The sequence below is a fragment of the Telluribacter sp. genome (assembly GCF_035998675.1).
GTDB lineage: Bacteria > Bacteroidota > Bacteroidia > Cytophagales > Spirosomataceae > Telluribacter.
The window spans coordinates 330,799-345,208 of sequence record NZ_DASYHI010000024.1 but is presented as its reverse complement, the minus strand read 5'-3'; the positions used below and the strand labels follow the sequence as shown (position 1 = coordinate 345,208).

11 protein-coding genes are annotated in these 14,410 nt (G+C 52.1%); 6 read left to right on the top strand and 5 right to left on the bottom strand.

Features of this window, described 5'->3' with window-relative positions; genetic code table 11:
- Window positions 1-51 precede the first annotated feature (51 nt).
- The 5 genes from VGN67_RS23140 to VGN67_RS23120 form a co-directional block, all read right to left on the bottom strand.
- Window positions 52-1,584 (bottom strand): glycosyltransferase family 39 protein, encoded by a 1,533-nt coding sequence (locus VGN67_RS23140; RefSeq protein ID WP_327489670.1) that lies wholly within the window; start codon window positions 1,582-1,584, stop codon window positions 52-54.
- Between the two features lie 56 nt (window positions 1,585-1,640).
- Complete coding sequence (locus VGN67_RS23135) at window positions 1,641-2,399, bottom strand: glucose 1-dehydrogenase (RefSeq protein WP_327489668.1); 759 nt, start codon at window positions 2,397-2,399, stop codon at window positions 1,641-1,643.
- A 98-nt stretch (window positions 2,400-2,497) separates the two neighbouring features.
- Window positions 2,498-3,148: a phosphatase PAP2 family protein gene (locus VGN67_RS23130; protein WP_327489666.1), complete on the bottom strand. Its 651-nt coding sequence runs from the start codon at window positions 3,146-3,148 to the stop codon at window positions 2,498-2,500.
- Window positions 3,149-3,171: 23 nt separating this feature from the next.
- Complete coding sequence (locus tag VGN67_RS23125; protein WP_327489664.1) at window positions 3,172-3,960, bottom strand: nicotinamidase; 789 nt, start codon at window positions 3,958-3,960, stop codon at window positions 3,172-3,174.
- A 30-nt stretch (window positions 3,961-3,990) separates the two neighbouring features.
- The gene (locus tag VGN67_RS23120) at window positions 3,991-4,539 is read right to left on the bottom strand and encodes a hypothetical protein (protein WP_327489662.1); all 549 of its coding nucleotides are present in this window, start codon (window positions 4,537-4,539) and stop codon (window positions 3,991-3,993) included.
- Window positions 4,540-4,751: 212 nt separating this feature from the next.
- Here VGN67_RS23120 and VGN67_RS23115 point away from each other — a divergent pair, with 212 nt between their 5' ends.
- The 6 genes from VGN67_RS23115 (at window position 4,752) to plsY (ending at window position 14,312) form a co-directional block, all read left to right on the top strand.
- Window positions 4,752-5,729 (top strand): glycosyltransferase family 2 protein, encoded by a 978-nt coding sequence (locus tag VGN67_RS23115; RefSeq protein ID WP_327489660.1) that lies wholly within the window; start codon window positions 4,752-4,754, stop codon window positions 5,727-5,729.
- A gap of 47 nt (window positions 5,730-5,776) precedes the next feature.
- Window positions 5,777-6,532 carry a DUF5672 family protein gene (locus tag VGN67_RS23110; RefSeq protein WP_327489658.1) on the top strand — a complete coding sequence of 252 codons (756 nt, stop codon included), beginning with the start codon at window positions 5,777-5,779 and terminating at the stop codon, window positions 6,530-6,532.
- Between the two features lie 107 nt (window positions 6,533-6,639).
- Window positions 6,640-7,848: an OmpA family protein gene (locus VGN67_RS23105; RefSeq protein ID WP_327489656.1), complete on the top strand. Its 1,209-nt coding sequence runs from the start codon at window positions 6,640-6,642 to the stop codon at window positions 7,846-7,848.
- A gap of 140 nt (window positions 7,849-7,988) precedes the next feature.
- A complete protein-coding gene (gene prmA / locus VGN67_RS23100; protein ID WP_327489654.1) occupies window positions 7,989-8,819 on the top strand; it encodes a 50S ribosomal protein L11 methyltransferase in 831 nt (276 codons plus the stop codon).
- A gap of 28 nt (window positions 8,820-8,847) precedes the next feature.
- A complete protein-coding gene (locus tag VGN67_RS23095; protein ID WP_327489652.1) occupies window positions 8,848-13,509 on the top strand; it encodes a hypothetical protein in 4,662 nt (1,553 codons plus the stop codon).
- A gap of 152 nt (window positions 13,510-13,661) precedes the next feature.
- Entirely contained in the window at window positions 13,662-14,312 is a 651-nt protein-coding gene (plsY, locus tag VGN67_RS23090) for a glycerol-3-phosphate 1-O-acyltransferase PlsY (protein WP_327489650.1), read from the top strand.
- Window positions 14,313-14,410: the final 98 nt, after the last annotated feature.

Here is a 14,410-nt window from a genome sequence, read left to right as displayed (position 1 = left end):
TACTGTGCTGTTATTGGTTGGAAATGGATAATTTATTTTTGCTTACACCCGTTAGGGTCCGGTGATTCTGGCCAATACGAGTCCGTGTTTTTCAAAAAGAATTTCCTTATTGGCTATACCATTGAGGCGGTACTTACGGGCCAGTACTACGTCGCCGGAGCGGGGTGTACGTTCTTCGGCAAAGAGGCCCGAGTAGAAATGAAAACTGGGGTAGTAATGGTCCAGTACTACCAGCGGCTGGTACTTCCGCTCCCTGGCCAGCCGGGCCGCTTCCTTAACGGGCTGCTGAAGCAGGGCACCCAGCCGGGGCATCCAAAGGCCATTAATGGTAATTAAAAGCACCAGTCCGACTACCACCAGCTGCAGGTCTTTCCCCCACCCTTTCCTGACTTCCACGACCAGCAGTACCAGCAACAGCCCGCCCATACTCAGGTAATATTCCTGGTCAAATTCAGCCGCCGCTCCGTTAGTGACGTCTACGGCGTAGGCGTCGTTGATCATCGGCAAAAACTGCGGAAGCATAAAAGGCGCCACCAGCAGGATAATCAGGAATACCAGCAGCGGCCAGATGAGCGGGACACTGTGGTTATTGGCCATGTACCAGGCACCCAGCACAAAAAGCGGTGTGTAGCCGTAGATAATATAGTGGTGCAGCTTGGTACCCGACAGCGAAAAGAACACAAAGACAAAAGCAAACCACAGCAGGTGAAAGGAAAAGTACTTGTCGTACCACAGGTACCTCAACCGGCCGAAGGCCGACAGTACTACGGCCGTATAGGGTACTATACCCAGCAGCAAAATGGGGACAAAGTACAGTATACTACCGTAGTGTCCTTCGAAGGCTGTCCGGAAACGGTTGACATTATGGTTAAAAAAGAAGCCGTCTATGAATGCCTGCCCCATTTGCTGGTACTGCAGCAGGTACCACGGCAGCGAAATTAGCAGGAACAGCAGAATACCCGACCCGCTCAATACCTTCCAGAGCGGCCGGATGCTTCGCCAGCGCAGCAGGTACAGCATGGTAACGGCCGCGGGAATAAGTACCGCTATGGGCCCTTTGGAAACAAAGCCCAGGGCCGAAAGGCCGTAAAAAAGAAAGGTGTACTTCCGGTGGCTTCCCTGTAGTACTTCGTACAGGCAAAACATAGCGCCGGCCATAGAGGCGTTGAGCAGGGCGTCGGCCAGGGCCGCTTTACCAATAATGGTGATCTGTAGGGAGCAGGTAGCCATAAAGGTGGCATAAAAGGCTTCCTTTTCGCTGAGCCTTTTGCGTACCAACAAGAAAATGGCCAGCATCCAGGCCAGGGCCGCCAGGGCGGAGGGCAACCGCATGGCCCACTCGTTCCAACCCAGTACCTGCGCCGCCCCGTACTGCAGCCAGTTGGTGAGGGGGGGCTTGTCGAAGCGTGGCTCCTGGTTTATATAGGTAGAGATAAAATCACCGCGCAGCGCCATTTCCCGCGTTCCTTCGGCAAAAAAGCCTTCGTCCTCATCAAAAAGAGGCGCATTGCCCAGGTTCCAGAAAAAACCAAAGGCTACCACCAGAAAAAGGAAAAAGTAACGGTACCGACCGGAAAAAATCATAACCATTGTATCTGTTTACGGCACAAAGAAACGGGCTCTCCATTCCTTTTGATTCCTCACACCGCCATCATCCCACCGTCAATAGGAAGCGCCATTCCTGTTACAAAGGTATTATGGGGATCACAAAGCCAGAGAATGGCCTGCGCTACATCGGCAGGCTGTCCGTAACGTCCCATGGGAATATTGCGCTTAAGTCTTTCTTCGTAGGAAGGGTCCAGCTCAAAAAGCTGATCAAAAAGAGGAGACCGGGTAAAAACCGGGCAAACGGCATTGATCCGAATATTTTTACGGGCGTATTCGACCGCGGAAGCTTTGGTAAGGCCTACCACGGCGTGCTTGGTAGCTGTATACACGGAGCTGTTGGGCAGACCGCGCAGCCCCGCCAGTGAGGCAACGTTCACAATGCGGCCCCCGCCCTGCCGAAGCATCTGACGAATCTGGTACTGCATTCCAAAAAATACCCCACTCATATTGATAGAAACCACGCGGTGGTACTCCTTGGCGGTCACATCGGCGGTTCGGGCGAATAGTCCACCCACGCCGGCATTATTAATGGCGACATCCAGTTTTCCGTATAGCTGTACCGTCTGGGTTACCAGCTGTTCCAGCTGTTCGGGTTGGGCAACGTCGCAGGCTATGAACATGGCTTCGCCGTTTTCCTGCCGGATGAGGGCCACCGTTTCCTGACCGCCTTCGGCGGCCACATCAGCCACTATTACCCGGGCGCCTTCGGCGGCAAAAGCCAGGGCCGTAGCCCGGCCGATTCCGGAGGCCGCGCCCGTAATGATTACTACCTGATCCTGGAATCGTGCCATGCGCTGGTGGGATAAATCGTGCAAACGCAGGATAGGCCTGCCTGCTGGCAAACTTATAAAAATCCTGCTGACAACTCAACGTTACACTAAAAAAGTACTCAGAAAATGAGCCCTTTCTGGTGCCAGGCCCTGGGATGCGACTCCCAGTAGCTCTGCAGGTAGTAGTACAGCAGCACACTGGTACCTACCCCCAGCAGGGAACCCGTGTGTACATCAATCAGAAAATGCTGCAGCAGGTACATCCGGGAGTAGGCTACCACCACCGCCGGAAGCAGCAGGAGTACCTTGGCCCAGGCCGGACGGCTAATAAAGGCCAGCATCGCAAACAGCGCAAAAGCCGAGGTAGTGTGTCCGGAAGGAAAACTGCTGTTATGGTATATCTGTACGCCTTCGACGGTATGCATAAGGGGGTAGGTGTCCGACAACGCGTACCAGGGCCGCATAATACCTACAAATACATACCGCTTAAGTACCTGTACAATAATGCCGGAAATGGCGTAGCTCAACACTACCAAAGCCGCCTTCCGGTACGAGTACAGCAGCAACAGCAAGGCAACTACTATTACAAACAGGTTGTCGCCCACAAAGGTAGCGTACCTGAAAGCCACGTCAGACCACGGGTTCCAGCGACCGTTAATGAAGAGAATGACCTCGCTTTGACCAATAAAAAGCTGGACAATGGCCACGATCAGCCAAAGGAGTACGTAAGGCCCCAGGAAAGGTACCTGCCGGATTAAAAACTGCTTCATGCCTGGTTCTGACTGGACCATTCCTAAAAATTAAGGGCGGTGGAGGTGGTAAAGGTAACGCCTTTCTCCTGGGCTTCGGCGTAAATAGGATCAGCCAGGTGCCCCAGCCCGGTCACGTCAGACATGCAGTCGGTCAGCACCACGACCTTAGGCACCAGGGCGGGCGCGTAGCGCAGGATTTGCTTCATACTGGTTGCCACACAGTGTGAGCGTGCCTCCCCTGCCACCAGTACCTGATCGTAGCGTTCCAGCAGGGTAATCAGGGAGGTATTCAGCTTGGTTTTGGGAGCCCCTGGCACGGGTACCTGCGCCCGGAATATGCCAAAATGCTCAGCAAACGGATGCACCCCTTTAATTACCGCCTCATAGTCGCGTCCGGTCTGGTGTACCCAATCCCTTACAGCCTCCACTATGGTGTCGTCGAGGGCCGCACCCCGCGTCCCGATCAGGCAGTGCTCCGGCCAGATAAAATGTTGGAACTCGCCCTGCGCTTCCAGAGTACGTACATATTCTTTAGCATAGTCAGCTTCGTAGCGGGGTACCCAGCGGCCGGCGTCTACATCGGCCGCTGTAATCAGGGTAAAGGGATCGGGCGAATGCCCCTCCCGATCTTCCCAAAAGCCCGGATGCGCGATATTCAGCACGTGGTGGGTATCGAGGGTTACGACTATCTGGTCTATTTGCCCGGTATGTCGCCGGATCAGGTCGGCAATACGTATTACATCCTGCTCAGCTCCCGGCACGTAGAGCGCCCCCTGGGGCTGGCAGAAGTCATACTGGGCATCAATTAGGAGTAAGGCGGTTGTTTTCATCGTGACAAATATAGGTTTTTTGCCGGGTCCCTACGGCCACTCTTTTGGCAGGCCCATTTGGCGGGCGTAGCTTTGGGTACAGAGGGAGTGCAGCCGCCGGAGTAGTTGGTTTACTTCCCGCTCAAAGTCCCCGTAGTAGTCGTCGTTTAGCTTGTTAAGACGGTTCATCAGGGTTTGGGCTTTCTTGGCCATGTACAGCGCGCACTTGTCGGTACGGGAGGTATGGTTACGCAGCACATCGGCCTGCTGCTCCAGAAAGGCGTTCAGCAGGTACAGGTTCAGGTCAATTTCCCCGTATTTATCTTTGGTAACCTTTACATGATAGGCAATATCACCACTCAGCGTACGCAGGTCCATTAAGATCCAGGCGGGGGTGTACTCCTGCATCCGGGCCATCTTCTGTATTTTATGCTTGATGGTTTCCCGCCTTTCTTCGGTCGTACTGCTGTCTTCAATCAACTCAAAGTACAACCGGTCCGCCAGGACTTTATCTTTACCAATAAGCCGCAGAAGCAGCTTGTCTTTTTCTTTGGGGGGCATTCCGGTAATAGCTTTTTTCAGGGAATCTGATAGGGCCATGGTTTATGCTGTTTTTTTGCAAAGTTACCAACTATCCGGAACGCAGGTAAAATTATACCCCGGCTATACAACCTGCATTAGCTGAACTTTCCTATATTTGATGCTCCGTACTAAAAACCCTCCACGCTATCTTCTGTTAAAACAGACACCATGTTTTCTTAGTTATTGTCTGTGTTTAGAAGCTTAATGTACCGAACCTAGCGTAAATTTTTATGATTTCAGTGGCTATGTGTACCTACAACGGGGCAACGTATTTGCCCGAACAGTTGGAAAGTATTGCCAGTCAGACTTTGCCCGTTGATGAACTAGTTGTATGTGACGACGGGTCCAGCGACGATACCTTAGCTATCCTGCAGGCCTTTGCCCAAAAGGTTTCATTCCCTGTTCAGGTGGTCCGGAATGAGACCAATCTGGGGTCAACCAAAAACTTTGAAAAGTGTATGCTGCTCTGCCGGGGTGATATTCTTGTTCTTTGTGACCAGGATGACATCTGGCGAAAAGACCGGGTTGAGAAACAGGTAGGGTACCTGCAGCAGCATCCTGACAAGGACGCGGTATTTTCGGATGGACTGATGATTGATGATAACTCCCAGCCAATAGGGACTACGCTGTGGAAGGAAATAGAATTTTTTGAAGAGCCACAACAGAGATGGCAGCAGGGCCTGGGCTATGAAATCCTGTTCAACGGCTACGTGGTTACCGGTGCTACCGTAGCGCTCCGCCGCTCCTGCCTGCCGCATTTGCTTCCATTTCCCACGCACATTCCTTTGCTAATCCACGATGGCTGGATCGCATTGGTATTATGCCTGCAGGATAAGATAGGCTTCATTAACGAGTGCCTGATCTCCTACCGGATGCACTCAAGCCAGCAGGTAGGTCTGGGCGGAAAACTGGAGCCGGTGAGTTTGCGCGACCGGCTAACCCGGGACCGGGAGATAAAACTGACCCCCCTTCGGGAAAAAGCCCAGGAACTGGAGATGATATACCTGCACCTGCACAATTATCCCAATATACCCGCCGAAAAACTTAATAAGCTCTATCTCCGCCAGCAACATTTTCAACGACGGTCCAGCCTGCCCCCCAATCGTTTACGGCGGATAAGGCCGGTATTGAGAGATGCGGCCTCAGGTCACTACCGTTTTAGCAGTAAGGACTGGTGGCTGCCGGCGCTGGGCGACTTGCTTGAATAAATCCGGAAGTTTATGTTAGTTTTCCCAAGTACGCATCTCCTTTACGAATGAAATCGTCAAGTACCCGGCCGGTTGCCGTTGTTATCCCCATTTACAAATCAGACCTATCCGCGGCCGAAAAGGCCTCCCTGCGTCAGTGCCTGCAGGTGCTGTCTGCTTATCCGCTTATTGTGGTTAAACCAGCTGGTCTGGTTCTGGATAGTTTACAGCAGGAGTACCCTGCTCTGCAGTTCCGGTCTTTTGAGGACCAGTTTTTCAGTAGTATTGTTGGTTATAATGAACTGCTGGTTTCCCTGACATTTTACAAAGCCTTTACTGATTTTGAGTATATACTTATCTACCAGCTGGACGCTTACGTATTCAGGGATGAGCTACCGCATTGGTGCGCCAAAGGATATGACAACATAGGTGCCCCTTCGCTGGAACCGGATGAGCTCAGTCAGCTACCCGCCGAAGCTCAGGAAACCTATGCGACAGTACTTACCGAAAGTCATCCTGTCCTGAACGGAGGTTTGTCGTTACGACGCATCCCGGCTATAATCCGTTACCTCCGGATTTATAACGCATTTTATACGCGGTGGCCGGGCAACGAGGACAAGCTTTTTTCGCTTGATGCCCGCCGCCTGGCCCCCATGAAGTTTTTTATAAAGCTCCCCTCCTGGCAGGAAGCCCTGGCGTTCTCTTTTGAGAAAAGTCCGGCGGCCAGCTATGCGCTGAACAACCGTCAGCTGCCCTTTGGCTGTCACGCCTGGGAACGCTACGACCCGGAGTTCTGGAAGCCGTTTATTCCGGTGGAGGAGTAGCTCCCGTCCCTAACTTTTAGCCTAATTTAACACACTAACTCTCTTATACTGGCGTTCTTGCAATGTTTCTTCTTTAGTTTTAAGTATACATAGCATCCACCATCGCCATGAATGTAAAAGTACTTTCTGTTCTGATTGGTATGGTCTGGCTGGGTTTAGGAACGGCCGCCGGACAAATTACCAACCGCCCCGTTGTTGAAGAGCAGTTTGCCCGCTACGTGCGCATAGTACGGGTAGAGCTGACCAGCCGCTACACGATCATTGACATGGAGTACAAAAGCACCATGCCCCAGGAGCTGTACCGGCTGTTTCCCAACCGTCGGCTGATAACCAATTACATCAGTATTGATCCGCAGAGCCGTTTGTACAAACCCGGTAATACTTCTAAAAAGTACAACTTTATCCGGGCCGAAGGGATTCCGGTTGAGCCTGAACACCTCAACGTATACCCGGGCGACGTCGTCAATTTCCGGCTTTACTACGAGCGACTGGACCCCGGTATTGAAATCTTTGATTTCTTTGAAGGCCGCAATCCCGGCCAGACTGAATACTGGAACTTCTACGGGGTACATATTAAGAACCCGCTGCGGCGCCCATCGGCCCCCAAAGAGCGCCCCACCGAAGTACCTCGGGAAGAACCACCACTGGCTAGCACGCCGCAGCCCCGCGAAACCGTACCGGATGCGGCCCCGCAGGCTGCCACTACCGCCCCGGTGGCTTTGAGGGGGACGGTGTACGATGCCAAGACCCGCCGCGCCATACCCGCCCAGATTTCCTACGCCGACGGCAGCGACACCCTGCAGATGGGTACTTCGTCGGGTAACTACCGCCTCAGCCTGCTGCCCGGCCAGCGCTACGCGCTCAGCGTAGCGGCCAAAGGGTACCTAAGTACCTCCGCGGCGGTGAGTCCGGCCGACTCGGTGGGCCGGGCCGCCCTCACCCGCGATTTCTATCTTACTCCGCTGGCCGCCGGTACCAGCTTTACCTTAGAGAATATTTACTTTGAAACCTCGAAGTTTGAACTGCTGCGGGAGTCGTACGAAGAGCTGGACCGGCTGGTGACTATGATTCAAGATAACCCCAGTCTGCAGGTACGGGTGGAGGGGCATACCGATAATCTGGGCGACTTCGACAAAAACCTTGAACTGTCGCGCCAGCGGGCCAGTGCCGTGCGCGACTACCTCATCAGCAAGGGTATTGCGGCCGACCGGATTGAAGCCAAAGGCTACGGCTCCACCCGGCCGGTGGCCAGGGGTACCTCCGAGCAGGAGCGCCAGCGAAACCGGCGGGTGGAGTTTGTAATCGTGAAGATGTAAGATAGTACTTAACCAGAGCCAGTAGCCAGGCTAAGCCCCGACGGGGAGTTCACGGTGGTGAGCTTCCCGTTTTTTATTTGGTTAACTTTGGAAAAAATCTCTGTTTTACTGTTTTACCACCGTTTGCTTCCTGCTTCTTTATGAATTACATAGAACTAACCCTTACCGTTTCCCCAGATTATGCTGATATACTAACCGCCGAGCTGGCCGAAATTGGCTTTGAGTCCTTTGTAGAAACCGACGAGGGGCTGAATGCGTATATTACCGAACCACTTTTTAATGAAGCCGCTCTTCAGGAAATTATAGCCAAATACCAGATCTTCACCGCAATAGCCTATTCGTGGAAAGCGTTAGAGAAAAAGAACTGGAACGAAGAATGGGAACGCAGCTATGAACCCATTGAAGTAGGTCGGGCGGTACGGGTACGGGCGCAGTTTCACGAGCCGGACGAGCGGTTTACGTACGACTTGCTGATAACCCCCAAAATGTCGTTCGGGACGGGGCACCACGCTACTACCTGGCTGGTCATGAATGAGCAGCTCAGCCTGCCCCACCAGGGCATCGACATCATGGATGTAGGCTGCGGTACGGGTATTCTGCCCATACTGGGCCGTAAGCTGGGTGCCAGGGGTATTGTGGCGTTTGATATTGATGAGTGGGCGGTTGAAAATACGCGCGAGAACTTTACGCTGAACGGGCTAGACGAAGCCGCGGAGGTGTTTCAGGGTACCATTGCGGATGTTCCGGCGGAGCGGCAGTTTGGTGGTATACTGGCCAACATTAACCGCAATATACTGCTGGCTGAGATACCGCGTTACGTACAACACCTGTTGCCCGGGGGATGGCTGGTGGTAAGTGGTTTTTACCAGATGGACGAGCCGGATATAGCCCAATGCGCGCTGGAAAACGGCCTGACTAAAGTACGTACCGATACCCGTAACGAGTGGGCAACGGTAGTTTTTGAAAAATGAGTTAAGAAAAAACTGTGTAACAAGCTATATGAAGTTATTTCGCCTTTGTCTCCTGGGATTGGTAGTACTGGCCGGTGAAGCCGCGTGGGCCCAGGGGGTGCGCCTGTCGGATGAGCCGGGACAGTTTATGGTGGATGCCAAAAAGCTGATGGAAAGCAGCCGGAATCCGGCTTATGCCAAAGCCGCTCAGGACCTGGAAAGTATCTGGATGAGCTCGCTCAATACGACGCAGCAGAAGGAGTTCGTGGGCCTGATGCGCAGCCTGGCCGCCAAAGGACAGAAGGCCGGTCCCATTTTTTATCTCCTGATGCGTAACCTGCATACCATCACCACGCAGCAGGGCGACATCAACGGCTTTATGATTATGGTGGATAAAGCCAGCGACACCTACGACGCCAAATCTCTCCAGAAGCTACTGGAAACGGCTCAGCTGGTTATTGAGAAAAAGCAACTCTATTCCTCCAATTACAGCAAGCTCTACCTGACCGAAGGCCAGTACCGCTTTCGGTTTGATGACACGGTACCTACCACCGACCCCAAAGCCACTATCCCCGCCAATGACGGCTGGGACCTTCCCGCCGACTCGGTACTTATTGACTCCAAGGCCAGGCCCGTACCTACACTTTCGGGGGCTTTGCTGGACCTGCAGGGCGCCACATTTGCGGTCGTAACCACCCACGACTCTATTAGCTTTGGCCCCAGTACCGGCAGTGTCTCCTTAAAGGAGGGTACCTTTGTGGGCAAGGGGGGCAAGTTTACCTGGGAAGGCGACCAGGGTATTTATGTTGATTTTGATGAGTACTTTTTTCAGCCGTCCAGTCCCGCGCTTACCATTGATAACGTCACGCTTCATTACGACAACAAACTAACCAGCCCCATTAAGGGTAAATTTGAGTTCAGGAGCGTGCGCCGACCGGCCGGCAAACCTTCCACCTACCCCCGCTTTGTGTCTTACCGCAACGACGCCGTCCTAAAGAATACCAGCAAAAGTATTCTTTATAAAGGTGGATTTTCACTGGCCGGTACTAACATATACAGTACTTCGCTGAGCAACGAGCCCTCAGCTATTTTGGTAACCTACAAAGACAAGCCGGTTTTTCGGGTCAGTAGCCAGCGCTTCGCCCTGAATGATTCCGTAGTTACGGCCCAACTGGCGGAGTTCTCCATGCCGCTGGGGGCAGACTCGCTCTACCACGCCGGGGTACGTTTTTATTACAGCGACGGTGCGGGTTTGCTTCGCCTCGAACGGGCCGACGGTACGCCTTACGAGGGAGTACCCTATGTGGACAGCTACCATAAAATGAATATCTGGGCCGAAGCCATGCGCTGGAACCTACCTAACGAGAAGGCGGAGTTTTATATGATAGCCGGCAAAAAGGTGGTACCCGTCCGGCTGGAATCTTTTGACTACTTCAGGCCGCAACGCTTTCAGGCCATGGCTGTCGATTTTGGCTTCCAGCCTCTGATTATGGCCGCTAACTACGTGCAAACGCAGAAGCGACAAACCTTTACCGCCTACGACCTCGCCAACCAGTACAAAAAGGACCCGGCTATTGTGCGGCAGGCCCTCGAACGGCTGACTTTACAGGATTACTTTCAAAGCAACCGGGCTACGGAAGAGTACAGCCTGAGTCGTAAGGGAATCATGTATATTATGGCCAATATGGACAAGAGTGATTACGACAATTTTCTGATCTCCTCCCAGTTTCAGGCCAACAGCGAGGTAGCCAACGCTACCATTTCCCTGACCGATACCCTGCTGACCGTACGCGGAGTGGAGCGGTTTGTGGTGAGTGATTCTCTCAAAATTGTCGCCACGCCCTCCGACAAGCAAGTAGTTATTGGGCGCAACCGGGACTTTACCGTGAATGGGCAGCTAAAATCTTCGAATTTTCGCTTTGCCGGTCAAAATCTTAAATTCAACTACGACCAGTTTTTTGTTACGCTCAATAAAGTTGACTCCATTACCTACACCCCCCAGGAACAGTACGCCAAAGGCCTGGCCAATGAGGTGGGAGGACACATTAAGTACGATAAGGACGGTACATTTTATCTGAACGACCCCAAGAACAAATCAGGACGGCAGAAAAACGCCAAATCACCGCGTATGGTGATACCCGAAGGTATTACGGTGTACTTTGACCAGACCACCCGGCTTGTTCCGTACCAGCGGGAGGTATTCTTCAAAATACCCAAACTGGATATTGACAGCCTCGACAAGCGCGACATTACTTTTGTGGGTACCTTTGAGTCGGACGGCATGCTCCCTCCCCTGAAGGCTACTCTCAAGACCATGCCCGACAACTCCATGGGCTTTGAATACAGGCCTCCCGCCGAACCCCTTAAGCTGTACGGAGGGAAGTCGACGGTAAAGCTGACCGATAAGCTGGTGATGAATAGCAAAGGACTGCGGGCGCCGGGGGTACTTACGCACCTGTCGGCCACTATCCCGACCGAAGAAATCCTCTTTACGACCGACTCGCTTCTGGCTTCCGGTGCCAGTGCCAGCATCAGGGAAGCTACCATTGGTAAAGCCTATTTCCCCAGTGTAGACCTGAAAAACTACTCGCTGCGCTGGCTCCCCAAAACCGACAGTATGTTTATAGTGACCAAGGGTAATTCCTTTAATTTCTATAAGGGAAGTACTCAGCTGGAAGGAGGTTTGCTACTACGCACGGCGGGCCTGTACGGCTACGGCAAGCTCAAACGCTCCGATGCTGAACTGACTTCTGATGACATAAAGTTTAATAAAGAAGGCTTTCTGGCCAATCAGGCGCAGTTTACTCTGAAAGAAGGCCAGCAGCAGTCATTCCGTCCCATTCTGGTGGGTAAGAATGTGGATGTTGATTTTAATGTAGCCAAAGGACAGGTAGAACTTACTACCAATGCCAATGGCTTCGAGGCGGACTCGTCCGGCCTGGTATTTCCCTACGCCGCCTACCGTACCTCTATCAACAAAGCCCGCTGGAACATCACCAACAAAACCGTAGCCATGAAGGGCGACGTTGATAACTCTACCTTCACGGCCATGGCACCCGAGCAGGAAGGCTTGTCGTTTAACGGGTCGGCGGCCCTGTACGAGGTAGAGAAAATGACCCTTAACATCAGCGGGGTACCTTATATCCAGACGGCTGACGTCAAGATTATTCCGGATAAAGGCCTGGTTGGCGTTCGCCGGAACGGCGAGATGCTTCCCTTCAAGAAAGCCCGCATTGAGATAGACACCCTCAATACCAATCACCGGCTGAAGGATGCCGATATACGTATTACCTCGCGCAATCATTTTGAAGGCTCCGCTACCTACCAGTACGTAACGACCCAGAAGGACACCTTCGCCATAAAAATGGAAAACTTTGAGCTGCGGGAAGTAAGCAACAGTCCGGAGCTGGCCAGCCGGAAAAGTCGCCCGGAAGCCAAAGCCCAGACATCGGAGAAGCTGTACTACACTACCGCCCGGGCCGAAGTAACCGAAAATCAGCGCCTGATGCTGTTCCCTAAGATACAGTTTAAGGGCGGTGTACGGCTTATTGCCTACGAATCTGCGCTGCAGCTCGATGGCTACATTCGTCCGTTCATAAAGCCCCGACCTGAACTCGCCAGTTCCTGGATTCCGCTCAAAGAAGCACCGGGTGAATCGCTTTCCATTAAGGTAGATAAAGACCTAAAAAACGAAGTAGAACAACCCCTGTTTGCCGGACTGCATTACCGCACCGGGGGAGGAATGTACATGACGTTCTTGTCTACTAAAGAATCCAGCCGCGACCAGGATATTTTCACGGCCAACGGTACCATGAGCTATGACCCCGAGAGCAAATCGTTCCTGATTATGCCTCCGGCTGGTGCCAATGACCTGGTCAACGAAGCTTTTGCCTATCGGTTCGATGACCAGAAAGGACTGGCTAACTTTGCGGGTCCGCTTAATCTGGTGGATGCTCCCTGGCTAAAAGCCGCCGGCACCGCCGAAGCCCAGGTTGACAGCCTCCGGTTCCAGTTCAATACTTTGCTGCTGCTGAATTTGCCGGTACTTAGCCCCGTGCTGCCTGCGCTGGCTACCAAAATTGTGCAGACTAACCTGGACGAGCAAAACAGCGACCCGGCCGAAGACGACCCTACCCGGTTGAATACCAAACTTTCTGCCCTGATCGGGCAGCCAGCGGCCGATGCCTATGCTACTAAAACAGCCGCCGAGTATAAGCCTCTTTTTGAAGCCTCGGCGGACCTGGATATACCGCTGGTACTGTCCAACGTTAACCTGCGGTGGTCGGAGAAACACGGTGCCTACTATTCGCTGGGGAAAATTGGGGTGTCGAATCTGGGCCGTAACGATGTCAACGCCCAGATGGAAGGCATGCTGGAAATAAGACGTACCGACCGGGGCGATGAATTCAGCCTGTACCTGGAAGCCTCCCCGGATGTGTGGTACTTCTTTGACTTTGCACAGCAGCAACTGGGGGTACTGTCGTCGGAGATAGAGTTTAACGACCAGGTACTGGCCAGGTCACGCAATTCCCGCACTAAAGATATGCAGCTGATTCCGCTGGGATTTGAAGACAAAGTCATGTTTACCGACCGCTTTTACGACTTTTACCAGCCTGCCCTCAAAAAAGCCAAAATGGCCAAGGCCGCCGAGAAAAAGGAGGTAAAGAAAAAAGAAGTTAAAAAGAAAGAAGAAGCCGCCGAAGGCTTCTGATGGTTAGTCACTTAGGGCCTTTAAGGAATTATTTGAAAAAAAATAATGTTTGCAATACTAAGCATGAGTACTTGTATTCTGTAACAATTACTGTTATTTTTGTTTACTTAGTGCAAAAAGAAGTACAATTTTTATTGACATAATCCAATTTGATGAGTATCTCCCTGCTAGTATTGACCATTTTGGGTGCCTATTTGTTGGGCTCTATTCCTACGTCGGTATGGTACGGCATTGGGTACTTTGGTATTGATGTCAGAAAGTACGGCAGCGGTAACGCAGGTGCTTCCAACACCTTTCGTACGCTTGGCAAACGGGCGGGTACCGTCGTAATGCTCATTGATGTACTGAAAGGCTGGACGGCCACTTCACTGGCTCCGTTGCTGTATTTCTTCGGTACTATAGGTGAGGGAGACATACTGGGTTACAAAATCCTTTTTGGAATTATTGCCATTGTAGGCCATATTTTCCCGGTTTTTGTTCGTTTTAAAGGAGGAAAAGGAGTGGCTACGTTGTTAGGAATGGTACTTGCCATTCATCCCGAGCTGGCACTGGTTTGCATTACCATCTTTATCCTGACGCTCATTGCCTCCCAATACATTTCGCTTAGCTCAATGCTGGCAACACTGGCCTTTCCGATACTATCGCTGATGGGCGTGTTCGGGCAAGCCGAAACCCTGCTGATTATTTTTGGATTTGCCATGTTTCTATTAGTAGTAGCCACACATCAAAAAAATATCGTACGTCTTTTAAATGGCAATGAAAGCCGCGTAAAGCTTTTCAAAAGCCAGAAAAATAATTCGTAAGCCTTACCATAAATCATCTGTGATCCCCTAAGACCGTATGGTCTTAGGGGTATTTTTTTTACCTTCGTGGCTCGCCCCAAGGGGTATTAGTACTTCAT